Origin of the sequence: Saccharothrix sp. 6-C, assembly GCF_016695385.1 — a bacterium.
Lineage (GTDB): Bacteria > Actinomycetota > Actinomycetes > Mycobacteriales > Pseudonocardiaceae > Actinosynnema > Actinosynnema texasense.
In genome coordinates this window covers 8,545,319-8,569,668 of the sequence record NZ_CP064192.1, presented here as the reverse complement: position 1 = coordinate 8,569,668, position 24,350 = coordinate 8,545,319, and the positions used below count along the sequence as shown (strand labels likewise).

Here is a 24,350-nt window from a genome sequence, read left to right as displayed (position 1 = left end):
CGTGCTGGCGCTTCCCAGAACTCGGAGAGGATTTCGATGGTTGGTGTGGCCGTCATCGGTGCCGGTTACTGGGGGCCGAACCTGGTGCGCAACGTCCAGGCGACCCCCGAACTACGGCTCGCGACGTTGTGCGACCTCGACGTCGAGCGCGCGCGCAGCGTCCTGGGCCGGTACAGCACCGTGCGGGTGACGTCATCCCTCGACGAGGTGCTCGCCGACCCGGAGGTCGAGGCGGTGGCGGTGGCCACCCCGGCGGCCACCCACCTGCCGGTCGCGCTCGCCGCGCTCGAGGCCGGCAAGCACGTGCTGGTCGAGAAGCCGCTGGCCTCGTCCTACGCGGACGGGTTGAAGCTGGTCACGGCCGCCGAGGAGCGCGGTCTGACGCTGATGCTCGACCACACGTTCTGCTACACGCCGGTGGTGCGCAGGCTGCGCGACCTGGTGCGCGGCGGCGAGCTGGGCGACATCCAGTACATCGACTCGGTGCGCATCAATTTGGGCCTGGTCCAGCCCGACATCGACGTGCTGTGGGACCTCGCGCCCCACGACCTGTCGATCCTCGACTCGATCCTGCCCGACGACGTGCACCCGGTGGCCGTCGCGGCGCACGGGTCGGACCCGGCGGGCGTCGGTCGCGCCTGCGTGGCGTACATGTCGGTGCGGCTGTCCAACGGCGCCATCGCGCACGCGCACGTGAACTGGCTGTCCCCCACGAAGATCCGCTCGATGATCGTCGGCGGCTCCAGCCGCACGGCCGTGTGGAACGACCTCGACCCGACGCAGCCGCTGGCCGTCTACGACCGCGGCATCGAGCGGCCGGACGACGAGAGCGTGCGCGTCTCCTACCGCATCGGCGACATGGTCGCGCCGGCCCTGCCGGGCGGCGAGGCGCTGCGCGGAGTAATGGCGGAGTTCGCCGCGTCGATCATCGAGAAGCGGGCGCCGCTGACCGACGGGCGCTCGGGCCTGCGGGTCCTGGCCCAGTTGGAGGCCGCGTCGGCCAGCCTTGCCGCCGGTGGCACGTTCGTGCCGCTGACGGACGTGAACGGAGGAGCTCTCTGATGGATTTGACCGACCAGCGGGCCGTGGTGACGGGCGGCGCGGGCACGATCGGCTCGCACGTGGTCGACCAGTTGTTGGCCGCGGGCGCGCGCGAGGTCGTGGTGATCGACGACCTGAGCCGCGGCCGGGTGGAGAACCTGGCCGACGCCCTGGCCGCCGCGCCGGACAAGGTCAAGCTCGTCGAGGGCGACATCCGCGACATCCCCCTCGTCAAGCGGACGATCGCGGGCGCCGACCTGGTGTTCCACCTCGCCGCGCTGCGCATCACCCGCTGCGCCGCCGAGCCCCGGGTGGCGCTGGAGGTGCTGGTCGACGGCACCTTCAACATCATCGAGGCCTCCGTCGAGGCGAACGTGAAGAAGGTCATCGCCTCCTCCACGGCGTCGGTGTACGGGCTGGCCGAGGAGTTCCCGACCACGGAGCGTCACCACCCGTACAACAACGACACGTTCTACGGCGCCGCCAAGGCGTTCAACGAGGGCATGCTGCGCAGCTTCAAGGCGATGAGCGACCTCGACTACGTGGCGCTGCGCTACTTCAACGTGTACGGCCCGCGCATGGACGCGCACGGCAAGTACACCGAGGTGCTGATCCGGTGGATGGAGAAGATCGAGGCCGGTGAGCCGCCGCTGATCCTGGGCGACGGCCAGCAGACCATGGACTTCGTGGACGTGCGCGACATCGCCCGCGCCAACATCCTGGCCGCGCAGGCGGAGGTCACCGACACCGTCTACAACATCGCGACCGCGACCGAGACCTCGCTGCTGGAGCTGGCCGAGGCCCTCCAGCGGGTGATGGGCTCCACGGTGCCGCTGGAGTTCGGCCCGGCCCGCTCGGTGAACTCGGTCACCCGCCGGCTCGCCGACATCGGCGCCGCCGAGCGCGAGCTCGGCTGGAAGCCGACCATCTCGCTGGACGAGGGCCTGGCGGACCTGGTGACCTGGTGGAAGGCGCAGCGATGATCCCGGTGATCAGGCCGTTCCTCGGCGAGGAGGAGGCCCTGGCCGCGGCCGAGGTCGTCCGCTCCGGCTGGGTGGCCCAGGGGCCGCGGGTCGCCGCGTTCGAGCAGGCGTTCGCCGAGTCGGCGGGCGCCGGGCACGGCGTGGCGGTGTCGAACTGCACCACCGGCCTGCACCTGGCGCTGCACCTGCTCGGCGTGGGCCCCGGCGACGAGGTCGTCGTGCCGTCGTTCTCGTTCATCGCGACCGCGAACGCGGTGAAGTACGTGGGCGCGACCCCCGTGTTCGCCGACGTCGACGCGGCGACCGGCAACGTCACCGCGGAGACCGTGGACGCGGCGGTCACGCCCCGCACGGTCGCCGTGATCGCGGTGCACCAGGGCGGCGTGCCGTTCGACGTGGACTCGGTGCAGGCGCTGTGCGACCGGCGCGGCGTCGCGCTGGTGCACGACTCGGCGTGCGCGGCGGGCTCCACCTACCGCGGCCGGCCGGTCAGCTCCGGCGCCGGCCTCGCCGCCTGGTCGTTCCACCCGCGCAAGCTGCTCACCACCGGTGAGGGCGGCATGGTCACCACCGAGAACGCCGAGTGGGCGACCCGGCTGCGCAAGCTGCGCGAGCACGGCATGAGCATGTCCGCCGCGGACCGCCACGCGGCCGGCGGCGTGAAGCTGGAGCAGTACGAAGAGGTCGGCTTCAACTTCCGGATGACCGACATGCAGGCCGCGGTGGGCCTGATCCAGCTGCGCAAGCTGCCCGACGTGATCGCCAAGCGGCGCGAGCTGGCCGGGCGCTACCACAAGCTGCTCGGCGAGCTGGACGGCCTGCGCTGCGTCGGCGACCCGGAGCACGGCACGACCAACTACCAGTCGTTCTGGGTGGTGCTGCCGGACTCGTTCGAGGGCACCTCGGTGGACGTGCTGGCGGGTCTGGCCGAGCGTGGCGTGTCGGCCCGGCGGGGCATCATGGCCTCGCACCTGGAACCGGCCTACGCCGACCAGCGGGACGTCGAGCTGCCCGTCACCGAGCACCTGACCAGGCGTTCGGTGATCCTGCCGCTGTTCCACCAGATGACCGAGGCCGAGCAGGACACCGTCGTCGGCGCGCTCGACGCGGTGCTCCGAGGGTCGAAGTGACCGCTGCTCCGCTGCTGCTCGTCGGCGCGGGCGGACTGGCCCGGGAGGCGTTGGCCGCGGTCGCCGCGGTCAACGCCGTCGAGCCGCGCTGGTCCGTGCTCGGCCTGCTGGACGACAACGAGGCGCGGCACGGCGAGGTGATCGACGGCGTGCCCGTGCTCGGGCCGTCGGCGGCCGTCGCCGACCACCCCGACGCCCGCGTCCTGCTCTGCACGGCCAGCACCCGCAACCAGGCCAGCCGCCGGCAGATCGCCGCGCGGCTCGGCCTGCCCGCCGAGCGCTACGCCACCGTGGTGCACCCGTGGGCGAGCGTCGCGCCGGGCGTCGAGATCGGCGCCGGCTCGGTGCTGCTCGCGTTCGTCGCGGTGACCGCGCCGCAGGTGATCGGGTCGCACGTGGTGGTCATGCCGCACGTCACCATCACCCACGACGACGCGGTCGCCGACCACGTCACGTTCGCCGCCCGGGTCGCCCTGGCCGGTGGCGTGACCGTGGGCGAGGCGGCCTACCTGGGCAGCGGCGCGCTGGTCCGGGAAGGCCTCACCGTCGGCGCCGGCGCCCTCGTCGGCATGGGCGCGGTGGTGCTCGCCGACGTGCCGCCCTTCGAGGTGTGGGCGGGCTCACCCGCCCGGCGCCTGCGCGCGCTCGACCAGACCACACCCGGTCAGACCAAGCCCAGCGAGACCAGCGCCGCTGGTGAAGCGATCTCACGAGGATGAGCAGATGACGATCCCGGCCCCGATCCCCCCCGTCGACCTGAAGTTCCAGCACGCCGAGGTGGCCGAGGAGGTCGCCGAGGGCTGGGCCGCGGTGCTGGCCAGGACGGCGTTCGTCGGCGGTCCCGCCGTCGGCGAGTTCGAGCGGGCGTACGCCGAGTACAGCCAGGTCGCGCACTGCGTCGGCGTGGCCAACGGCACCGACGCGCTGGAGCTGGCGCTGCGCGCCGTCGGCGTGGGCGCCGGCGACGAGTGCGTCGTGCCGACCAACTCGTTCATCGCGACCGCCGAGGCCGTGGCCCGCACGGGCGCGACGCCGGTGTTCGTGGACTGCGACCCCGACACCTACCTGATCGACACCAAGGCGGCCCTGGCGGCGTTCACCGAGCGCACCAAGGCGGTGCTGCCGGTCCACCTCTACGGCCAGATGGCGCCGGTCGAGGAGCTGAAGGCGGCGTGCGACGAGCAGGGCGTGTTCCTCGTCGAGGACGCCGCCCAGTCGCAGGGCGCGCGGCGCAACGGCGCGGTGTCCGGTTCGCTCGGCCACCTGGCCGGCACCAGCTTCTACCCGGGCAAGAACCTCGGCGCCTACGGCGACGCTGGCGCGGTGACCACGCAGGACGAGGAGCTGGCCAACCGGGTCCGGCTGCTGAGCCAGCACGGCTCGCAGCAGAAGTACGTGCACAGCACCCTGGGCTTCAACAGCCGGCTGGACACGTTGCAGGCCGTGGTGCTGCACGCCAAGCTGCGCCGGCTGGAGGCGTGGAACGCGCTGCGGGTCGCCGCCGCCGAGTACTACGGCGAGCTGCTGGCCGGTGTCGAGGGCGTGGTGGCGCCGAAGACGCTGGACGGCAACGAGCACGTGTGGCACCTGTACGTGGTCCGGGTCGCCGAGCGGGACCGGGTGCTCAAGCACCTGCAGGACCAGGGCGTCGGCGCCGCGATCCACTACCCGACGCCGATCCACCTGGCCGCGCCGTTCGCCTCCGACGCGCACGGCGTCGGCTCGTTCCCCCACGCGGAGCGGGTCGCGGACGAGATCCTGAGCCTGCCGATGTACCCCGGCATCACCCGCGCCCAGCAGGAGCGGGTGGTCGAGGTCCTGGCCGGGGCCGTCCGTTGAGCGGCGTGTTCGTCCACCCGATGGGCCTGTGCGAGAGCGACTCGGTCGGCGCGGGCACCCGCGTGTGGGCGTTCGCGCACGTGCTCCCGGGCGCGCGGGTCGGCAAGGACTGCAACATCTGCGACGGCGCGTTCGTCGAGAACGAAGCGGTGCTCGGCGACAACGTCACGGTCAAGAACAACGTGCTCGTCTACAACGGCGTGACCTGCGAGGACAACGTCTTCCTCGGGCCGAACGCCGTGTTCACCAACGACATGCGGCCCCGTGCGCACCAGAAGCTCGGCGGCGACCAGTTGCTGCCCACCCTGGTGCGCGAGGGCGCCACCCTGGGCGCGGGCGTGGTCGTGGTGTGCGGCACGACGATCGGGCGCAACGCGTTCGTCGGCGCGGGCTCGGTGGTGGCCCGCGACGTGCCGGCGCACGCGTTCGTGGTGGGCAACCCGGCCAAGCGGAAGGGCTGGGTGTGCCGCTGCGCGACCCGGCTCGACGACGACCTGCGCTGCCCTTCCTGCGGCACCGAGCACGTGCCGGACGGCGACGGGCTCGTGGCGAAGGGGTAGGTCGGGAACGACGGCGGCCGGCCGGTGACGGGGAACTCCTCGTCACCGGCCGGCCGCGTCCGGGGTCAGGCGTCGCGGAAGTAGTCCACGGTCAGGTGCACGCCGGTGGCGATGTCCACCTCGGGCTTCCAGCCCAGCTCCGCCTGCGCGAGCGACGGGTCGATGGCCGACGCGCGCAGGTCGCCGAGCCGGGCCGGCGCGAACTCGGGCTCGTCGGCCACCCCGGCCGCCCGGGCGACCAGCGTGTGCAGCTCCCGGTCGGACACCTGGTGCGCGGTGCCGATGTTGTACCGCCGGCCGCCGCCCGCCTCGCCGGAGGCCGCGACGAACGCCGACACGACGTCCTCCACGAACACGTAGTCGCGGGTGTTGCCGCCGTCGCCGAACACCTTCGTCGGCCGGCCCGCGAGCAGCGCGGACGCGAAGATGGCCACCACGCCCGCCTCGCCGTGCGGGTCCTGCCGCGGCCCGTACACGTTGGCCAGCGCCAGGTGCGTGCACTCCAGGCCGTACAGCTGCCGGTAGGTGTTCAGGTACACCTCGCCGGACACCTTGGACGCGGCGTAGGGCGACTTGGGGTTGATCGGGGTCGACTCGGCGACCGGCAGCGCGTCGGGCGTGCCGTAGATGGAGCCGCCGGACGACGCGAACAGCACCTTGCGCACGCCCGCGCGCCGGGCGGCCTCGGCCAGGTTCACCGTGCCGAGCACGTTCTTGGTGGCGTCGAGCAGCGGTTCGGCCACGGACACGCGCACGTCGATCTGCGCGGCCAGGTGGTAGACCACCTCGGGGCCGAACGAGGCCACCACGTCGGCCAGCTCCGGCGAGGTGATGTCGACCCGCGAGAACGAGTACCGGTCGGCGTGGGCCGGGTCGGCGGGCGCGGTCCGCTTGCCCCGGCTGAGGTCGTCGACGACGTGCACCTCGTGCCCGTCCCTCAGGAGCCTGTCGACCAGGGTAGAACCGATGAAGCCGGCACCGCCGGTCACGAGTGCGCGCACGGGTGTCTCTCCAGGGGTGGGTTCGGGGAGTCTCACGGGCAGCCTAGAACCACCTCTCCAGCACCAGCGCCACCCCGTCCTCGGAGTTGGCCGCGGTGACCTCGTCGGCGGCGTCCAGGGCGTCCTGGTGCGCGTTGGCCATGGCCACGCCGTGGCCCGCCCACGTGAGCATGGGCACGTCGTTGGGCATGTCGCCGAACGCCAGCACGCCGCCCGGGGCCACCCCGAGCCGGTCGGCGACGGCGGCCAGGCCGGAGGCCTTCGTCACGCCGGGCGCGGCGAACTCCAGCAGGCCCTCGTTGGTCGACCAGGTCATCGCCACGGAGTCGCCGACCAGCGGCCCGGCCGCCCGCGCCATCTCGTCCGACGCCATCGACGGGTGCCTGACCAGCAGTTTCACCGCCGGCTTGCCGAGCAGCTGCGCCCGCTGGTGGCCGGGCAGCGGCTGCCCGCCCTCGTCCCACGGGTGCAGGTAGTGCTCGTCGGCGATGAACTCGGGCTCGGTGGCGCCGCGGGCGGACTCGCCGACCCGCTCAGAGGCCAGGGCGCAGCCGGGCAGCGCCTCGTCCAGCACGGCGGCCAGGTCGGTCAGCTGCTGGGGGCTGAGCAGCTCGGCGGTGACGACGCGGTCCGCGCCGATGTCGTAGAGCACCGCGCCGTTAGAGCACACGGCGTAGCCGGACAGGCCCGCGGCGGCGGCCACCTCCGGCACCCAGCGGGGCGGGCGGCCGGTGGCCAGCACGAACGGGACGTCGGCCGCCAGCACCCGGCCGACCATGCCGGCCGTGCGCGGGCTGACCCGGCCCAGGGGCGTGAGCAGGGTGCCGTCGACGTCGGATGCCACAAGGGAAGGTCTCTGCACCCCCACATGGTGCACTCCCCCGAAACGGACTCGGCTACCGTCGCCGGGTGCGCACTGGGATTGTGATCCTGCCCGAACACCGCTGGTGGATGGCCGAACACAAGTGGAAGGCCGCCGAGGAGTACGGCTTCCACCACGCCTGGACCTACGACCACATGGGTTGGCGCTCGCTGGTCGACGGGCCGTGGTTCGGCGCCGTGCCCACGCTGGCCGCGGCGGCCTCGGCCACCTCGACGATCCGGCTCGGCACGCTGGTCGCCTCGCCCAACTTCCGCCACCCGGTGCCGTTCTCCCGGGAGCTGCTCGCCCTCGACGACCTCTCCGACGGCCGCTTCACGCTCGGCGTCGGCGCGGGCGGTGTGGGATACGACACCGAGGTGATGGGCGCCACCTCGTTCGGCACCAAGCGGGGCACGCCCAGCAGGCAGGGCCGGTTCGAGGAGTTCGTGGCCGCGCTGGACCTGCTGCTGGCGCAGGAGCGGACCACGTTCAGCGGCGAGCACTACGAGATCCGGGACGCCCGCAGCGCCCCGGGCTGCGTGCAGCGGCCGAGGCTGCCGTTCGTGGTCGCGGCCAACGGGCCGAAGGCGATGGCGGTGGCGGCGAAGTACGGGACGGGCTGGGTCACCACCGGCCCGGAGACCGACGACGAGACCGCCTGGTGGGACGGTGTCGCCGCGATGGCGGCGCGGTTCCGCGAGGTGCTGGCCGGGATCGGGCGGGCCAAGGAGTCGATCGACTTCCACCTCAACGCCGACTCCTGCCCGGTGTACTCGCTGACCAGCGTCGAGCACTTCCGCGAGGTGGCCGGGCGGGCGCGCGGGCTGGGGTTCACCGACCTGGTCGTGCACTGGCCCCGCGCCGACGGCGTGTACGCGGGCAGCGAGGCGGTGCTGGAACGGGTCGCCGCCGACGTGCTGCCCGAACTGGTCGGCTAGCGTTCCGGCCCGTGCGACGAGTTGTGGTGATCGGTGGCGGAATCGTAGGCCTGGCGACCGCGCGGGAGTTGGTCCGGCGCGGGCACGACGTGGTGGTGCTGGAGAAGGAGCCGCGGTGGGCGGCGCACCAGACCGGGCACAACAGCAACGTCGTGCACGCGGGCCTGTACTACAAGCCGGGGTCGTTGAAGGCGCGGATGTCGGTGGCGGGCAACGCCTCGATCGTCGCCTACGCGCGTGAGCACGGCGTGCCGGTGGAGGTGTGCGGCAAGCTCGTCGTCGCCACCTCGCCGGACGAGCTGCCCCGCCTGGAGGCGCTGGCGGCCCGCGCCGAGGCCAACGGCGTGCCCGCCAAGCGGATCGGCGTCGACGAGGCCCGGGAGTACGAGCCCGAGGTCGCGGCGGTGGCCGCGCTGCGGGTGGAGAGCACCGGCATCATCGACTTCCCCGCCGTGTGCGAGGCCATGGTCCGCGAGCTGAACGGGCAGGACCTGCGCCTGCACACCCCGGCGCTGGCCATCCGCCGGGCGCTCAGCGGCGGCGGCGTCGAGGTGGCCACCACGCGGGGCGTCATCCGGGCGGACGCCCTGGTGAACTGCGCGGGCCTGCACAGCGACCGGGTGGCCAAGCTGGCGGGCGTGACGCCCTCGGCCGCCATCGTCCCGTTCCGGGGCGAGTACTACGAGCTGCGCCACGACCGCAGGCACCTGGTGCGCGGCCTGATCTACCCGGTGCCGGACCCGGCCCTGCCGTTCCTGGGGGTGCACCTGACCCGGATGCTGGACGGCAGCGTGCACGCGGGCCCGAACGCCGTCCTCGCCCTGCGCCGCGAGGGCTACCGCTGGCGCGACATCTCCCCCTCCGACCTGGTCGACGTCGCCCGGTTCCCCGGCACCTGGCGGCTGGCGCGCACCTTCGCCCGCACCGGCGTGGAAGAGGTCCTGCGGTCCCTGTCGCGCAAGCGCTTCGCCCGCAGCCTGGCCCGCCTGGTGCCCGCCGTCGGCGAGGACGACCTGGTCCGCGCCTCCGCGGGCGTGCGGGCGCAGGCGATGCGCGCCGACGGCTCGCTCGTCGACGACTTCCTCATCGACACCGCGCCCCGCCAGGTGCACGTGCTCAACGCGCCCTCGCCGGCCGCCACGTCGGCCCTGGAGATCGGCAAGCACGTGGCCGGGCAGGTCGAGCACAGCTGGACGTGACCGGCCGTGGCCTGACCGCCGCGCGCGGTCAGGCCACGGGCCGAGCCGCGCCTAGGCGGGCTTGATCACGTCGAGGCCGAGGAACGGGCGCAGGGCCTGCGGCACGACGACCGAGCCGTCGGCCTGCTGGTGGTTCTCCAGGATCGCGACGATCCACCGCGTGGTGGCCAGCGTGCCGTTGAGCGTGGCGGCGATCTGCGGCTTGCCGTTCTCGTCCCGGTAGCGCACGTTGAGCCGGCGGGCCTGGAACGTGGTGCAGTTCGAGGTCGACGTCAGCTCGCGGTAGGCCTGCTGGGTCGGGATCCACGCCTCGCAGTCGAACTTGCGCGCGGCCGACGTGCCGAGGTCGCCGGCGGCCGTGTCGATGACCCGGTACGGGACCTCGATCTTGGCCAGCATCTCCTCTTCCCACGCCAGCAGCCGGGCGTGCTCGGCCTCGGCGTCCTCCGGCTTGACGTAGGAGAACATCTCGACCTTGTTGAACTGGTGCACGCGGATGATGCCGCGGGTGTCCTTGCCGTACGAGCCCGCTTCGCGCCGGTAGCACGACGACCAGCCCGCGTACCGCTTCGGGCCGTCCAGGATCTCGTCCGCGTGGTAGCCCGCGAGCGGCACCTCCGAGGTGCCGACGAGGTACAGGTCGTCGGCTTCGAGGCGGTAGATCTCGCTCGCGTGCGCGCCGAGGAACCCGGTGCCGGCCATGATCTCCGGGCGCACCAGCGTCGGCGTGATCATCAGCGTGAACCCGGCCGCGGTGGCCTGGGCGACGGCCATGTTCAGCAGCGCCAGCTCCAGCTGGGCGCCGACGCCCGTCAGGAAGTAGAAGCGCGAGCCGGACACCTTCGCGCCGCGCTCCATGTCGATCGCGCCGAGCCGCACGCCGAGGTCGAGGTGGTCGGCGGGGTCGAAGTCGAACTCGCGCGGCTCGCCGACGTGCTTGAGCACGACGTAGTCGTCCTCGCCGCCCTCGGGCGCTTCGGGGTGGACCACGTTGGGCACGGCGCGGTGCAGCTCGGTCAGCTCCGCCTCGGTGGCGGACTGCTCCGCCTCGGCGGCCTTGACCTCGGCGGCCAGCTCCTTGCCCTTGGCCAGCAGCGCGTCGCGCTCCTCGCCCCTGGCCCGGCCCACCTGCTTGCCGAACGTCTTCTGCTCGCCGCGCAGCGCGTCGGCGCGGGCGATGGCGGCCCGGCGGCGCTCGTCGGCGGACAGCAGCGCGTCGACCACGGTCTCGTCCTCGCCACGCGCGCGTTGCGACGCGCGGACGGCTTCCGGGTTCTCGCGCAGTGCCTTCAGGTCAATCACACCAGGAAGGGTAGTACCCGGGTGGAAACCACTTCGAACGACTTCCGGCCGGGCGCGGCCCCGACGGCCCCGGGCGGCCGGGAATTGTCGGACCCCTCGGGCAGGATGCACCCGTGGTTGAACGAACCGACGACGACGACGCCCTGCCCGCCGAGGTCTTGGAGGAGGTCGAGGACTACGCGCGCACGCTGGTGCACGCCGGCTTCACCTCGTCCGACGACATCGTGCGGGACCTGGTCGACCACTTCGACGACGAGCACCCCGTCACGCCGCCGGTCGCGCGGTCGGTGGTGCGGCGGGTGTGGCGGGAGCGGGCCGCCGAGCAGGAGGGTTGGCCGGAGCGCACGGACGTGGACCGGCTGTTCGCGGTGTTCGACGCGCTCGACCGGGCCGGGATCGTGGCCCGCGCCGACTTCACGTGCTGCCAGACCTGCGGTCACGCCGAGATCGGCGACGAGGCGGGCGAGGACGCGCGCGGGTACGTGTTCTTCCACCGGCAGGACACCGAGAGCGCCGTGGCGGGCGGCGGCGTGTGGCTCGCCTACGGCTCGTTCGGCGACGAGGCGGACCTGGAGCCCGTCGACCACGCGGCGGCCGACGAGGCCGTGGGCCGGGAGGTGGTCGCCGCGCTCGCCGCGGGCGGCCTGCCCGTCGAGTGGAACGGGTCGGCGCGCACCCGGATCCAGGTCGGCCCGATCGCCTGGCAGAAGCGGCTGCCGGTGGCCTGAGCAGCACGAAGGGGGTCGCGCCGATCGGCGCGACCCCCTTCGGAGCAGGTGGTGCTACGAGATCGCGACGGCGACCACGAGACCGAGGGCGACGTGCGCCGAGGCGACCACGACGCTGGCCGGCGCGAACCGGTCGGACTCGATCAGCGAACCGATGTCGAGCCGGGTCACCCACTCCAGCAGCCGCACCGCGAGCACCTGCACGATGATCCCGACGAAGCCGAAGATCAGCGCGGACAGCAGGCCCTCGGCCAGCTTGCCCGCCGAGCTGTAGATCGCCACCACGACGATCAGGGCCATGCTGACCAGGCCCGCCGACGTCACGATGACCGCGTTCGGCGCGCCACCGCGCACGAGCGCGCTCAGCTTGCCCGGCGTCGTCCAGTCGATGGCGTAGAAGCCGACGATCATCAGCAGCAGGCCGACGACGGCGTAGAGCGCGATCGCGCCGACGCCCTGGCCGATGGCGGCGCCGAAGCCGGCGTCCAACGCGAGGTGGGAGTTCACGGACCCTCCAGGTTGTGCGGGTTGAAGCTCATTCGACGATCCTGTGCGGCACGAACGCCGCGCCGTCGTCGGTGACCAGGCCGACGGTCTCCCGGATGCCGAGGCCCGCCGAGGAGTCGCCGACGACCCACGCGCCGAGCGCCGGCCGGTAGCCGTCGAACTCGGGCAGCGGGTCGAACAGCTGGTAGACGAAGCCCTCCTTGCCGTAGACCCCGCCGGTCTGGGTCTCGTAGCCGGGGGCGACGATCTGGATGTTCTGCCCCTCGCGGCCCAGCCGCGGCTTGCGCACGTACTCGGTGAGCAGGCCGGGGTCGTCCAGGAACGCGGGCAGCAGGTTCGGGTGGCCCGGGTACATCTCCCACAGCACGGCCAGCAGCGCCTTGTTGGACAGCAGCATCTTCCACAGCGGCTCGACCCACAGGGTGCCGGGCAGGCTCTCCACCGCGTAGCGGCCGAACTGCTCGTCGACCACCCACTCCCACGGGTAGAGCTTCACGACCGTGCCCATCGGCGCGTCCTCGAGGTCGACGAACCGCTTCAGCAGCGAGTCCCAGCCGATCTCCTCGATCGCCAGCCCGACGGTGTCCATGCCCGCCTCGGCCGCGGTCTCCTGCAGGTAGGCCACGGTGACGTGGTCCTCACCCGAGGGGTCCGCGCCCGACCAGGTGAAGTGCAGCTCGTTGGACGGCAGCCGGCTGCCGATCTCGGCCCAGCGCTCGACCAGCTTCTCGTGGATCGAGTTCCACTGGTCGTCCTCCGGGTAGACGTCGGTCTTCCAGTTCCACTGGACGACCGACGCCTCCAGCAGCGACGTCGGGGTGTCGGCGTTGTACTCCAGCAGCTTGGCCGGCCCGCTCCCGTCGTAGCGCAGGTCGAACCGCCCGTACACGTGCGGGTCGCGCCGCTTCCACGACTCGGCGATCGCGGGCCACAGCCACTCGTTGATGCCGAAGTCGCGGTAGCGCTCGGTGAGCACCACGTTGTCGACGGCTTCCAGGCACATGTTGTGCAGCAGCTCCACGTCGGCTTCCAGCGACAGCACGTCGCTCATGTCGAAGACGTAGTGCGCCGACTCGTCCCAGTACGGGCGCGGGCTGCCGTCCGCGGCCCGCGCGGGCGCGCCGAACACCAGCCCCTGCTCGGAGACGGTGCGCTGCCAGTTCGGCCGGGGCGCGGAGGACTCCCGACGCACTCAGCTGCCCCCGCTCTTGCTGCCGCCGGACACGCCGAACCCACCGCGCTGCACGACCGTGCCCGACTTGGTGGAGATGTTCGCGCCCTTGGGCATGGTGTAGCTGCCGCCGCTGACCTTCTGGCCGACGGGGGTGCTCGGCGCGCCGTAGTTGTAGCGGTACGAGCTGCCGCCGATGTAGATGAACCCGCTGCTGACGTACCCGCCGTGGCTGCGCGCGTACTGCTCGTCGCAGTACTGGTCCTCGACCACCACGTCGTCCTTGACGCACTGGGCGACCACGTCGTCGGGGCTGGACGCGGCGTACCAGATGGCCACCACGCCGGCCACGCCGACGGCCACGCCACCGCCGATGAGCAGGCGCTTGCGCAGCTTCTTGCGGCGGGCCCCCTCGGCTTCGACGGCGAGCTGCTGCTCGCGCTGCTGCTCGATCGCCGCGGCGCGGGCGCGCTGCTCGGCCAGCGTCGGCGGCCGGGGTTTGGTCCGGCCCGCTTCCTGGCTGCGGATCTGACCGCGGCCGCCCTGCGGCGGTTCTTGCGGCGTCGGGGGCACGTAGGGCGGCGGCGACGCGCCACCGCCACCCGGCCCCGGCGTCGCCGGTCCGGTCGGTTGGTCCGGTCCGCTCGACCCACCCTGGCCGGGTGTCGCGGCGCTACCGGTGTTGTCGTTCTCAGTCATCAGCCACTCCCGGCGGGGACGCTACAGAGATCTGCCGCCGAATGGGTGACGAGTGTCCCAAAAGCAACACTCCGCACCCGCCCGAACGGTTGCACGGCCTACACAGGCATCATGGAGTAGATGTCCGCCACCACGCGCTGGTTTCGTCGAGGTGACCACTTGGTCATGCTCGGCGCGTCCGCTGGCGCGTTCGTGCTGCTGGCCCTGAGCACGCTGACCGGGTGGCCGGTGGGCGCGGGCGGGGCAGGCAGCCCGGCCACGACCGCGGTGAACCCCGTCATGGCTGCTCAGGCGGGTGACTGCCTGAACTGGACCAAGCAGGACCTGTCGGACGTGGAGAAGGTCGACTGCGCCGCCCAGCACCTGTTCGAAGTGACCGGTGTGGCGGACATCTCCGCCGCTCACGGCCCCCAGGCGCCGTTCCCGGACGACGAGCAGTGGCAGCAGATCAGCCAGGAGCAGTGCGCGAAGACGTCGCTGGACTACCTCGGCGGCAAGTTCGACCCGTACGGCAAGTACACCGTCGGCCCCCTCAACCCGGGCGAGCGGCTGTGGGCCGAGGGCCGGCGGACGCTGCGCTGCGGCCTGCAGGTGGCCGGCCCGGCGGGCGGGCTGCTCCCGTCCTACGGCACGGCGCGCGCCCAGGACCAGTCCGACGTCTACGACCCGGGCGTGTGCCTCGGCATCACCGCCACCGGGTCGGTCGCCGACCCGATCGACTGCGCGAAGCCGCACACGTTCGAGATCACCGGCGTGGTGCCGATGCCGCCGGGCGAGTTCCCCGTGCCCGACCAGCAGGACGAGCTGATGTTCACCGAGTGCGCCAAGCTCACCACCGAGTACACGGGTGGCGCCGACCTCAAGGCCCGCGGCCTCATCGTCACCTGGGACACGCGGGTGCCGCAGAGCTGGGCCGCCGGCTCCCGGCTGGCGAACTGCAAGGTCGGCGCGACCCCCGTGGACGGCGTCCTCATCGCGTGGGAGGGCAGCGTGCGCAACCCGGACGCCCCGCCGCTGACCACGTCGAACCCGCCGCAGACGACCGCCGTGCAGCAGGACGAGCCGACCGGCGCGCCGCTGCACTCCCAGTCCAACTCCAGCTCCGCCGCACCGCCCTCGTCGGGTTCCAAGCCGCCGAAGTCGGACGAGACGACCACGACAGCCACGACCACTACGACGTCGAGGTGACGACATGCCGGTGGAGATGACCCGTCAGCGGTTCGAGGAGTTAGTCGGTGAGGCGCTCGACCTCATCCCGCCGGACTTCGCGGCGGCGATGAACAACGTCGTGGTGCTGGTCGAGGACCGCAGCCCGGACGTGCCGAGCCTGCTCGGGCTCTACCACGGCATCGCGCTGACCAGGCGGACCAGCGACTACGGCGGCGTGCTGCCGGACCGGATCTACATCTACCGCGAGGCGATCCTGGACATCTGCCGCACCGAGGAGGACGTGGTGGAGCAGGTCGTGGTCACCGTGGTCCACGAGATCGCGCACCACTTCGGCATCGACGACGCCAAGCTGCACGAGCTGGGCTGGGGCTGACCGGCCTGCCCCCGACCGGCACGCACTCCGGCTAGCCGTCGACCACGTCCACGCCGGTCCACGAGGTGCAGCGCCAGCCGTCGCCGGCGCGGTCCAGCACGACCCGGCCGGTGTTGGGCAGCAGACCCGCCTCGGCCAGGGCGGGGCCCACGTTGCGGGCCAGCGCGAGCGCGCCCATCCGCAGCACCGCGCCGTGGCTGACCAGCACCACCGTGTCGCCGTCGCGGTGCCTGGCGGTGATCCGGTCCACCGCGGCCAGGCAGCGGTCGATGGCCTGGCGGCCGCTCTCGCCGCCGGGCAGCGGCACGTCCAGGTCGCCCGCGGCCCACTGCTTCACCGTGGCGATGAACTCCTCGAACGCCTCGCGGTCGTGCCGCCCTTCGAGGTCGCCGCAGAAGATCTCCTGCACGCCCTCCACGACCTCGACGTCCAGGCCGAACGCCGCCGCCACGGGCGCCGCGGTCTCCTGCGCGCGCACCGCCGTGCTGGCGTACACGGCCGCCACGGGCTCGGCGGCCAGCTGCTCGGCCAGCGCGGCGGCCTGCGCCCGTCCCGCTTCCGTCAGCGGCGGACCGGGTGGCAGCGAGTCCAGCGCCATCTTCAGGTTCGACGCCGTCTCGCCGTGTCTGACCAGGATCAACCTCACGCGCCCTGCCCCCTCCGGACCGCGTCGACCCAGTCGGCCGCCGCCACGAACTCCTCGTTGCCGGCCACCGCGCCACCCGGTTCGGCCTTCGGGTACGAGCCGAGGAACCGGGTGTGCGGGCAGTGCCGGTGCAGCGCGGCCAGCGCGTCGCCCACCCTCGGCTCGGCCACGTGGCCGTCGAAGTCGATGTAGAACCGGTACTCGCCGAGCCTGCCCTTGGTCGGCCGCGACTCGATGCGGGTCAGGTTGATGCCGCGCAGCGCCAGCTCCGTCAGCAGCTCCGACAGCGCGCCGATCCGGTCCGCCGCCGTGCAGACGACGGACGTGCGGTCGTGGCCGGTGGGCTCGGGCAGCTCACCGGGCGGGCGGACCAGCAGGAACCGGGTCTTCGCGTCCCGCACGTCGGCCACGTCGGTGGCCAGCACCTCCAGCGGGTAGTGCCGCACGGCCACCGGCGCGCTGACAGCGGCGTCGAACTCGTGGTTGAGCACAGCGCGCGCTGCGGCGGCGGTGGACGTCGCGGCGACCACCTTGGCTTCCGGCAGGTGCTCGGCGAGCCAGTGCCGCACCTGGGCCAGCGCGTGCGGGTGGCTGGCGACGGTGCGCACGGGCTCGCCGCCGGGCCGCACCAGCACGCTGAACCGCACCGGCAGCACCGCCTCGGCGACCGCGACCAGCGGCTCGCCCTCGGTCAGCGCGTCCATCGTCGCGGGCACCGCGCCCTCGACGGAGTTCTCCACCGGCACGCACGCCGACCGGGTTTCCCCGCGCCGGGTGGCGGCCAGGGCGGCGGGCACCGTCTCGAACGGCACCAGCTCCTGCTGCGGAGAGGCGAAGCCGCGTGCGGCCTGCTCGGTGAAGGTTCCCTGCGGTCCGAAGTAGGCGAGCACGGCCGCAACGATACGAGGACCACGTCCGGTGACTGTTGTTGAGGCGAGGATCACCCGCCCGGTGGGTGCCCGCCCCCGTTCCGCAGCAACGGGTTGTCCTGGAATGCTGGTGACGTGTCCGCCGCCGATACGGAGGGTGAGATCAACGCTCCGGTAGCAGTTCCCCGTCTGGTGTTGTGCGCCGTCGACGAACCGCTGGCCCGCGCCTGGCTCGCGGTGGCCGAGGGGCGCAGCGGCGTCGAGGTGCACCGGGGCTCGGTGCTCGACATCGTCGCCGAGGCCGTGGTGAGCCCCGCGAACTCCTCCGGCTGGATGCGGGGAGGCATCGACGCGGTCTACGCGCGTGCGTTCCCGCTGGTGGAGGGCAACGTGCGCAGTGCGGTGCTCGGGTTGCACGGCGGCGAGCTGCCGGTGGGTGAGGCGCTGGTCGTGCCGACCGGCGAGCCCGAGCCCGAGTGGCTGATCAGCGCGCCGACCATGCGGCAGCCCGGCGAGCTGCTGCCCGCGGACACCGTGCACCCGTACCTGGCCGCGCGCGCCGTGCTGCGGTTGTGGCTGGCCGGCCGGCTGGACGACGGCCGCCCGCTGCGCGCGGTCGTGCGCACGATCGCCATGCCGGGTCTCGGCACCGGTGTCGGCGGCGTCGCGCCCGCCACGTGCGCGCGGCAGGTCGCGGCGGCGTGGGACGAGGTGTTCAGCCCACTGCCCAGCAGGTGACGCGTCCGGCCGCTGGTTGTGCACAACCTGTGGACAGCCCGGCTGGGGCCTGTGGACAACTAGCGTGGCGCGACCCAGCGCTCCAGGTCCAGTTCGTCGGTGATGGGGATGCCGTAGTCGCCGACGCTGGGGATCTCCGGCTTGAGGCGGCGGGCCTCGCGCACCGCGTCGGGGCGCAGGGCGGCGAGCCGGAAGCCGCGGCGCTGGTAGAAGCGCAGGGCGTCGAGGTTGTCGTTGGTCGTGGTGAGCCGGACCCGGGAGCAGCCGAGCTGCCGCGCCCGGTGCACGGCGGCGTCGACCAGCGAGCTGCCGACACCCCTGCCTCTTCGCAGCGCGTCGATGGTGACGATCTCCAAGTGGCCGTCGGCGGCGGCGTAGGTGAGCAACCCGACGACGGTGTCCTGCTGTTCGACCAGGAACCCGGGCAGGCTCGCCGGGAAGAACACCTGGCCGTGGGCGACCGCGGTGTGCGCGCCCCACAGCTCAAGCACCAGCCTGCCGACGACGATCCGGTCGGCTTCCTCGATCGCGCGTACGAGCATCCCTGCACTGTCTTGGCGGGCGGGCGCGGTGGGTACCGGCATTCGACCTATGGTTGGTTCGTGCCCGTGCGAGTGTTGCTCGTGGACGACCACGAGGTGGTGCGCAGGGGGCTGCGCGAGTTGCTGGAGGACGAGGGCGACATCTCGGTGGTCGCCGAGGCGGGCGGGGTGGACGAGGCCCTGGTCCGCGCGTCGGCGACCCGGCCCGACGTGGCCGTGGTGGACGTGCGGCTGCCCGACGGCGGCGGCGTGGAGCTGTGCCGTCGGCTGCGCGCCCTGGCGGACGGGCCGAAGTGCCTGGTGCTGACCGCGTTCGACGACGAGGAGGCGCTGGTCGGCGCGATCATGGCGGGCGCCTCGGGCTACCTGCTCAAGCAGGTGCGCGGGCAGGACCTGGTGACCGCCGTGCGCGAGGTGGCGGCCGGCCGGTCGCTGCTGGACCCGCAGACGACCTCCCGCGTCCTGGACCGCATGCGCCGCCCGGCCGAGGTGGACGTGCTGGACGCGCTGACCGAGCAGGAACGGCGGGTGCTCGACCTGATCGGCGAGGGCCTGACCAACCGCCAGATCGCCGAACGGCTGTTCCTGGCCGAGAAGACGGTGAAGAACTACGTCACCGCCGTGCTGTCGAAGCTGGGCATGGAACGCCGCACCCAAGCCGCCGCCTGGGTCGCCCGCCGCTCGCGCTAGGCGCTCACCGGCCGGCGGACGCCCGGTCAGCCGGTCAGCGGGACGTGCCAGGTGATCGTGGTGCCGGTGCGGGGCGAGGAGGTGAGCTCGCAGCCGCCCCCGGCGGCCAGGGCCCGTTCCTCCAGGTGCCGCAGGCCGCGCTTGGCGACGCCGCGCGGGATGCCGCAGCCGTCGTCGGCGACCTCCAGGTCCAGCCGGTCGGGTGTGCGGCGCAGCGTGATGCCGACCTGCCGGGCGCCCGAGTGCCGCACCACGTTCGACAACGCCTCGCGCAGCGCCGCGCGGGCGTGGTCGGCCAGGTCCGCGGGCACGTCCGCGACCTCCCCCTCGATCCGCACGTCCGGCTCGAACCCCAGCAGCTCGCCCGCCGTGCGGGCCTCCGCCAGCACCGAGCCCTTCAGGTCGACGTCGGCGGGTTTGCCGGGGTCCGCGCTCCGCAGCGCCCGCACGGTGGCGCGGACCTCCGCCATGGTCTGGTCGAGCTGGTCCACGCAGTCGGCCAGCCGCCGCGCCTCCCGGCCTTCGAGCTTGAGCCGCCGGTCGAGCAGGTCGAGCTGCACGCCGGTCGCGTACAACCGCTGGATGATCACGTCGTGCAGGTCGCGGGCGATGCGCTCGCGCTCCTGGTAGACCGCTATCCGCTGCCGCGCGGTCGACCCCTCGGCCAGCACGACGGCCAGCCCGGCCTGCGCGGCGAACGCGGCCAGCACCTCGACGGTGTCCGGGCTGAACGGTCGCGCGCCCTTGCGCCGGTACACCGCCAGCGCGCCGATCCGGCGCTCCTTGGTGCCGAACGGCGCGACCGCGAACGGCCCGTACCCGCGCAACGCCTTGGGCACGAACGGCGCGGTGCGCGGGTCGGTGGTGAAGTCGGCCGCGACCACGGGCACGCCGGTCCGCGCCGCCCGCGCCGCCGACGAACGGCTCGACAGCACGACTCCCACCGGGTCGTCGTCGCCCGAGGACGCCTCGACGGTCAGCGTGCCGTCGTCGGCGGTCACCATGGCGAGCCCGAGGTCCGCGCCGGCCAGGTCGACGGCGCTGCGCACCACGAGCGGCAGCACGGCGTCCGGGTCGTCGCCGGACAGGGCGGCCGAGGTGATCTCGGTCGACGCGGCGAGCACGCGGGCGGGGTCCACGGTGGTCAACGGTAGGCCCTGGCCCGCGTCCGCCCCTCGGTGACGTCCAGCACCAGGTCGGTCCGGGCGGCTTCGCCCGGCCGGTGGGTGATGTGGATGACGGTCTTGTCCCGCAGCACGTCGTCCAGGCGCGCCAGCAGCGCGGCGGCGGTCGGCTCGTCCAGGTGGGCGGTCGGCTCGTCGAGGAGCACCAGGTCGGCGTCGTAGAGCAGGGCGCGGGCCAGCGCGACCCGCTGCGCCTCGCCACCCGACAGCAGCGTCGGGCCGATCACGGTGTCCAGGTCGAGCCGGACCCCCGCCACGTCCAGCGCCCACCGCAACCGCTCGTCGTCCGCCCGCGGGTCGCCCAGCCGCAGGTTCTCGCGGACCGTGGTCGAGACCAGCATCGGCTCCTGCGGGCACCACGCCACCCGGTCGGGCCGCCAGACCAGGCCGCGCTCCGGCTCGATGAACCCCAGCAGCAACGCGAACAGGCTCGACTTGCCCGCCCCCGACGGACCCACCACGGCCACCTTCGCGCCGGCCGGCAGGTCGAACGACACCCGTTCCAGCACCGGTTCCGCGCTGCCCGGCCACGTCACCGTGACGCCTTCGAGGCCGACCGCGCCACCGACCGCGCCCCGCTCCACCCGCGAAACCCGCGAGCCCTGCGTCGGCGTCGACCGGTCGACGATCCGGCCGTACGACTCGCGCAACGCCCCGCGGTGCTGCGCGGCGGTGGGCAGCGTGCTCAACACCTCGGCCAACGCCTGCGGCACCAGGCCGAGCACGGGAACGAGCAGCGGGTCGACACCGCCGGCCAGGCCGATGCACACCGCTGCGGCCAGCCCGGTCGTCAGGTGCACGATCCCGATCGCCGCGCCCGCGCCGAAGGCCTGCCGACGGGCCTGCCGCGCCAGGTCCGCGTCCAGCCGCGCCAGGTCGGCGCGCACCCGGCGATCGGCCCCGAACGCGATCAGGTCCGGCGCGGCGGTGAGCAGGGTCAGCACCTGCTCCGACACGTGCCGCCGCCCCCTGGCGAGCACGGCCGTGGCACGGCGTTCGGTGAGCACCGCGACGACCGGCGCCAGCGTGCCGCCGACGACCAGCGCCACCGCCAGCGCGAGGCCCGCCACCGGCTCGATCACCGCGAACAACGTCACCGCCGCGACCGACACGCCCACCGCGATCAGCGGCGGTTGCAGCACGCGCGGCACCAGGTCGCGGACCGTGTCGACGTCGTCCACCAGCCGGGTGAGCTCGGCCTGACCGGGCCGCAGACCGCGCCACAGCCGGACCCGCGCCGCCTCGGCGTGCCGGAACGCGGCGTCGTGCGACACCAGCCGCTCCAGGTACCGGAACACGCCCTTGGCCAGCGCGAACGTCCGCACGCCCACCACCAGCACCGACAGCGTCAGGATCGGCGGCTGGGTGGCCGCCTTCGCGATCAGGTATGCCGCGAACGCCGTCAGCGCGACCCCGCTCAACGACGCCGCCGCGCCCAGCAGTGCCCCGGCCAGCAGCCTCCGGGTCGGCCGCGGCGTCCGCGGGACCACCGGCCGGTCGTCCGCGGCCCGGACCTCACGGGCCGCCGCGACCTCCTCGGCCCGCCCACCCACCAGCCGGTGGGTGGCCAGCACGACCGCCGCGCCCTCGGCGGCGGCCCGGTGCACGGCGGCCATCACCTTCGCGGCCGTCGCCGGGTCGAGGTGCGCGGTGGGCTCGTCCAGCAGCAGCACCTTCGCGCCGTCCCGCACCCGCGTCAGCGCGCGCGCCACCGCGACCCGCTGCCGCTCGCCGGTGGACAGCTCCGCGATCGGCCGCGCCACCAGGTGCTCCGCCGCCACCGACGCCAGGACGTCGTGGTCGACCCGTCCCGCGGTCAGCTCCAGCTCGTCGGCCACCGTCCGCCCGGCGAACGCGGGCCGCTGCGGCACCCAGGCGATGGCCGACCGGTCGACCGCGACCGACCCGCCGTCCGCTTCCACGAACCCCAGCAGCACCCCGAACAACGTCGACTTGCCCGCGCCGCTGGGCGAGTCGAGCCGGTGGACCTCCCCGGGCCGCACCCGGAACCCGACCCCGTCCGGCGCGAACCGCTCCCGCCGCCGGACGCGCAGGTCCCGGACCTCCACCCCCACCACCGGCGTCGACCCGGCCACAGCCGAGGTCGAGGTCGAGGTCGAGGTCGTGCCGGGAGCCGGGATCTCCGCGACCCGCCGCACGGCCTCCACCCCGTCCTCCGACGCGTGGTGGGCCGCGCCCGCCGCCCGCAGCGGCAGGTAGCACTCCGGCGCGAGGATCAACACCACCAGGCCCGTGACCAGCGTCATCTCCCCCGACACCAGCCGCAGCCCGATCCCCACCGCGATCAGCGCCACCGACAGCGACGCTACGATCTCCAGCACCAACGCCGACAGGAACGCCACCCGCAGCGTCCCCATGGTCGCCCGCCGGTACCGCTCGCCCACCTCCCGCACGGCCGACGCCTGGGCCGCCGCGCGCCCGAACGCGGTCAGCACCGGCAACGCCCGCACCAGCTCCGCCAACCGACCCGACAGCCGCTCCAGCGCCGACGCCGCGGCGGCCACCCGGTCGGCGGTGAACCGGCCGATCAGGATCGCGAACACCGGGATCAGCGGCAGCGTCACCGCGATCAGCACGGCCGACGTCGGGTCGGTGAGGAAGATCCAACCGCCCACCGCCACCGGCACCACGGCCGTCGTCACCAACGCCGGCAGGTAGCGGGTGAAGTACGCGTCCAGCGCGTCCAGCCCCTTGGTCGCGAGCACCGCCAACGACGCCGGCCCCCGCGCCACGATCCACGACGGCCCCAGGCCCAGCGCCCGGTCCAGCACCGCCGCCCGCAGCTCCTCCTTCGCGCCCGCCGCCGCCCGCGCCGCCACCGACTCGGTCGCCCACGCCAGCCCCGCCCGCACCACGACCGCGCACGCCAGCACCCACAACGACCCGCCGGTCACCAGCGCCGACGCCAGTGCCACCGCCTGCCACACCAGCGCGACCGCCGTCAGCGCGGCCAGCGCCGCGCACCAGGCCAACGCCCGGCGCGCCGAGCGCGAGAGCGCGGGCAGCGCGCCGAGCGGGCCTTTCCCCGGCTTCGTGGCGGAAGGGGCTCCGGGGAAGTTCACGGCACCTGCCCAGAAGAAGCCGGCCCAGAAGAAACAGACCCAGAAGAAGCCGGCCCAGAAGAAACAGACCCGGAGGGGGCGGACGCGGAAGGGACGGACACAGCGGGGATGTGCCGGGTGCCGATCCGCTTGCGGAACACCCAGTACGTCCAACCCTGGTAGACGAGCACCGCGGGCGTGCCGAACGCGGCCACCCACGTCATCACGGTCAGCGTGTACGGGCTCGACGCCGCGCCCGCCACGGTCAGCGACCAGGCCGGGTCCAGGGTGGACGGCAGCACGTTCGGGTACAGCGCGCCGAACAGCGCCGCCACGGTCGCCGCCACCGCGACGCCCATCAACGCGAACGCCTGCCCCTCGCGCCGCAGCACCAGCCGCCCGTACGCGCCCAGCGCCGCCAGCGCCACCACGATCGACGCGCCCCACGTCCACGCCGACCCGAACCTCAGCTGCACGGTCAGCAGCAGCACCAGCAGGGGCAGCAACGCCACCGGTGCGACCTTCAGCGCCAGCGCGCGGGCCCGTTCCCGCACCTCGCCCTCGGTCTTCAGCGACAGGAACACCGCGCCGTGCACCAGGGCGTACCCGGCGACCGCCGCCGCGCCGAGCAGCGTCTCCCACCGGATCGAGGCGAACGGCGAGCCGACGCGGTCGCCCGCCGCGTCCAGCGGCATCCCGAACACGGTCGCCGACAGCAGCAGCCCGACCCCCAGCGGGGCCACCCACGAGCCGGCGACGATCACGGCGTCCCACGTCCGCCGCCACCGCGCCGAGTCGACCTTGCCCCGGTACTCGAACGCGACGCCGCGCCCGATCAGCGCCAGCAGGAACAGCACCAGCGGCAGGTACACCGAGCTGAACAGCGAGGCGTACCAGTCGGGGAACGCGGCGAACGTGGCGCCGCCCGCGACCAGCAGCCACACCTCGTTGCCGTCCCACACCGGCCCGATGGTGTTGATCAGCACCCGCCGCTCGCGCTCCGACCGGCCGAGGACGGGCAGCAGCATGCCGACGCCGAAGTCGAACCCCTCCAGGAACAGGTAGCCCAGCCACAGCAGGGCGATCACGCAGAACCAGAGCGTCTCCACGGCTCCC

Annotated in this window: 25 protein-coding genes; 13 read left to right on the top strand and 12 right to left on the bottom strand. The window is 73.5% G+C overall.

The annotated features are described in order from the left end of the window. Positions 1-36: 36 nt before the first annotated feature. Genes IOD16_RS37480 through IOD16_RS37455 form a run of 6 tightly spaced genes read left to right on the top strand, consistent with a single transcriptional unit; the run spans position 37 to position 5,553 of the window. A complete protein-coding gene (locus IOD16_RS37480) occupies positions 37-1,062 on the top strand; it encodes a Gfo/Idh/MocA family protein (protein ID WP_201438099.1) in 1,026 nt (341 codons plus the stop codon). Then, positions 1,062-2,024, top strand: coding sequence for an SDR family NAD(P)-dependent oxidoreductase (locus IOD16_RS37475; RefSeq protein WP_123744707.1), 963 nt, complete (start codon positions 1,062-1,064; stop codon positions 2,022-2,024). Before IOD16_RS37480 ends, IOD16_RS37475 begins: the two co-directional genes overlap by 1 nt. Next, positions 2,021-3,154, top strand: a complete 1,134-nt coding sequence (locus tag IOD16_RS37470) for a DegT/DnrJ/EryC1/StrS family aminotransferase (protein ID WP_201438098.1) — start codon at positions 2,021-2,023, stop codon at positions 3,152-3,154. The genes IOD16_RS37475 and IOD16_RS37470 overlap by 4 nt, the downstream gene beginning before the upstream one ends. Then, on the top strand, positions 3,151-3,873 hold the full coding sequence (locus IOD16_RS37465; RefSeq protein WP_201438097.1) for a NeuD/PglB/VioB family sugar acetyltransferase: 723 nt from the start codon (positions 3,151-3,153) through the stop codon (positions 3,871-3,873). The genes IOD16_RS37470 and IOD16_RS37465 overlap by 4 nt, the downstream gene beginning before the upstream one ends. A 4-nt stretch (positions 3,874-3,877) precedes the next feature. Further along, on the top strand, positions 3,878-4,993 hold the full coding sequence (locus tag IOD16_RS37460; RefSeq protein ID WP_201438096.1) for a DegT/DnrJ/EryC1/StrS family aminotransferase: 1,116 nt from the start codon (positions 3,878-3,880) through the stop codon (positions 4,991-4,993). Positions 4,994-4,998: 5 nt separating this feature from the next. Beyond that, positions 4,999-5,553, top strand: a complete 555-nt coding sequence (locus tag IOD16_RS37455; RefSeq protein ID WP_236594608.1) for an acyltransferase — start codon at positions 4,999-5,001, stop codon at positions 5,551-5,553. A 65-nt stretch (positions 5,554-5,618) separates the two neighbouring features. On the opposite strand, the gene IOD16_RS37450 is transcribed toward IOD16_RS37455, so the two are convergent. Both IOD16_RS37450 and IOD16_RS37445 read right to left on the bottom strand, forming a co-directional pair. Next, positions 5,619-6,554 (bottom strand): NAD-dependent epimerase/dehydratase family protein, encoded by a 936-nt coding sequence (locus tag IOD16_RS37450; protein ID WP_201438095.1) that lies wholly within the window; start codon positions 6,552-6,554, stop codon positions 5,619-5,621. Positions 6,555-6,597: 43 nt separating this feature from the next. After that, positions 6,598-7,416 (bottom strand): HAD family hydrolase, encoded by an 819-nt coding sequence (locus tag IOD16_RS37445; protein WP_201438094.1) that lies wholly within the window; start codon positions 7,414-7,416, stop codon positions 6,598-6,600. A gap of 47 nt (positions 7,417-7,463) precedes the next feature. On the opposite strand from IOD16_RS37445, the gene IOD16_RS37440 reads away from it, so the two are divergent. Together IOD16_RS37440 and lhgO are read left to right on the top strand one after the other, a co-directional pair. Then, entirely contained in the window at positions 7,464-8,354 is an 891-nt protein-coding gene (locus IOD16_RS37440) for an LLM class flavin-dependent oxidoreductase (protein ID WP_201438093.1), read from the top strand. An 11-nt stretch (positions 8,355-8,365) separates the two neighbouring features. Next, positions 8,366-9,553 (top strand): L-2-hydroxyglutarate oxidase, encoded by a 1,188-nt coding sequence (lhgO, locus tag IOD16_RS37435; RefSeq protein WP_123744713.1) that lies wholly within the window; start codon positions 8,366-8,368, stop codon positions 9,551-9,553. A gap of 51 nt (positions 9,554-9,604) precedes the next feature. Here the strand turns inward: lhgO and serS are convergent, their stop codons facing one another. Beyond that, entirely contained in the window at positions 9,605-10,855 is a 1,251-nt protein-coding gene (serS, locus tag IOD16_RS37430) for a serine--tRNA ligase (RefSeq protein WP_123744714.1), read from the bottom strand. Between the two features lie 113 nt (positions 10,856-10,968). Between serS and IOD16_RS37425 the strand changes: the two genes are divergently transcribed. Then, positions 10,969-11,583, top strand: a complete 615-nt coding sequence (locus IOD16_RS37425; protein WP_170185168.1) for a DUF6891 domain-containing protein — start codon at positions 10,969-10,971, stop codon at positions 11,581-11,583. Positions 11,584-11,637: 54 nt separating this feature from the next. Here the strand turns inward: IOD16_RS37425 and IOD16_RS37420 are convergent, their stop codons facing one another. From IOD16_RS37420 to IOD16_RS37410, 3 genes are read right to left on the bottom strand one after another with little or no spacing between them, the layout of a single operon-like run. After that, positions 11,638-12,090 (bottom strand): DUF350 domain-containing protein, encoded by a 453-nt coding sequence (locus IOD16_RS37420; RefSeq protein WP_123744715.1) that lies wholly within the window; start codon positions 12,088-12,090, stop codon positions 11,638-11,640. Positions 12,091-12,118: 28 nt separating this feature from the next. Next, entirely contained in the window at positions 12,119-13,282 is a 1,164-nt protein-coding gene (locus IOD16_RS37415) for a glutathionylspermidine synthase family protein (protein ID WP_123744716.1), read from the bottom strand. Continuing rightward, positions 13,283-13,960, bottom strand: coding sequence for a hypothetical protein (locus IOD16_RS37410; protein ID WP_236594607.1), 678 nt, complete (start codon positions 13,958-13,960; stop codon positions 13,283-13,285). A gap of 120 nt (positions 13,961-14,080) precedes the next feature. On the opposite strand from IOD16_RS37410, the gene IOD16_RS37405 reads away from it, so the two are divergent. Together IOD16_RS37405 and IOD16_RS37400 are read left to right on the top strand one after the other, a co-directional pair. Beyond that, complete coding sequence (locus tag IOD16_RS37405) at positions 14,081-15,148, top strand: septum formation family protein (protein WP_236594606.1); 1,068 nt, start codon at positions 14,081-14,083, stop codon at positions 15,146-15,148. A 4-nt stretch (positions 15,149-15,152) separates the two neighbouring features. Continuing rightward, a complete protein-coding gene (locus IOD16_RS37400; protein WP_123744719.1) occupies positions 15,153-15,503 on the top strand; it encodes a metallopeptidase family protein in 351 nt (116 codons plus the stop codon). Positions 15,504-15,534: 31 nt separating this feature from the next. Here the strand turns inward: IOD16_RS37400 and IOD16_RS37395 are convergent, their stop codons facing one another. Continuing rightward, positions 15,535-16,149 carry a histidine phosphatase family protein gene (locus IOD16_RS37395; RefSeq protein ID WP_201438092.1) on the bottom strand — a complete coding sequence of 205 codons (615 nt, stop codon included), beginning with the start codon at positions 16,147-16,149 and terminating at the stop codon, positions 15,535-15,537. Then, complete coding sequence (gene pheA, locus IOD16_RS37390; protein ID WP_236594605.1) at positions 16,146-17,039, bottom strand: prephenate dehydratase; 894 nt, start codon at positions 17,037-17,039, stop codon at positions 16,146-16,148. The genes IOD16_RS37395 and pheA overlap by 4 nt, the downstream gene beginning before the upstream one ends. A 114-nt stretch (positions 17,040-17,153) precedes the next feature. Here pheA and IOD16_RS37385 point away from each other — a divergent pair, with 114 nt between their 5' ends. Beyond that, a complete protein-coding gene (locus IOD16_RS37385) occupies positions 17,154-17,756 on the top strand; it encodes a macro domain-containing protein (RefSeq protein ID WP_236594604.1) in 603 nt (200 codons plus the stop codon). A gap of 59 nt (positions 17,757-17,815) precedes the next feature. Here the strand turns inward: IOD16_RS37385 and IOD16_RS37380 are convergent, their stop codons facing one another. Next, the gene (locus IOD16_RS37380; RefSeq protein WP_201438091.1) at positions 17,816-18,298 is read right to left on the bottom strand and encodes a GNAT family N-acetyltransferase; all 483 of its coding nucleotides are present in this window, start codon (positions 18,296-18,298) and stop codon (positions 17,816-17,818) included. Positions 18,299-18,358: 60 nt separating this feature from the next. Here IOD16_RS37380 and IOD16_RS37375 point away from each other — a divergent pair, with 60 nt between their 5' ends. Then, positions 18,359-18,988, top strand: a complete 630-nt coding sequence (locus IOD16_RS37375) for a response regulator (protein WP_201438090.1) — start codon at positions 18,359-18,361, stop codon at positions 18,986-18,988. A gap of 26 nt (positions 18,989-19,014) precedes the next feature. Here the strand turns inward: IOD16_RS37375 and IOD16_RS37370 are convergent, their stop codons facing one another. From IOD16_RS37370 to cydB, 3 genes are read right to left on the bottom strand one after another with little or no spacing between them, the layout of a single operon-like run. After that, the gene (locus tag IOD16_RS37370; RefSeq protein WP_442978081.1) at positions 19,015-20,136 is read right to left on the bottom strand and encodes a GAF domain-containing sensor histidine kinase; all 1,122 of its coding nucleotides are present in this window, start codon (positions 20,134-20,136) and stop codon (positions 19,015-19,017) included. Continuing rightward, positions 20,133-23,255 (bottom strand): thiol reductant ABC exporter subunit CydD, encoded by a 3,123-nt coding sequence (gene cydD, locus IOD16_RS37365; RefSeq protein ID WP_201438088.1) that lies wholly within the window; start codon positions 23,253-23,255, stop codon positions 20,133-20,135. Before cydD ends, IOD16_RS37370 begins: the two co-directional genes overlap by 4 nt. After that, positions 23,252-24,343, bottom strand: a complete 1,092-nt coding sequence (cydB, locus tag IOD16_RS37360) for a cytochrome d ubiquinol oxidase subunit II (RefSeq protein WP_201438087.1) — start codon at positions 24,341-24,343, stop codon at positions 23,252-23,254. Before cydB ends, cydD begins: the two co-directional genes overlap by 4 nt. Positions 24,344-24,350 lie beyond the last annotated feature (7 nt).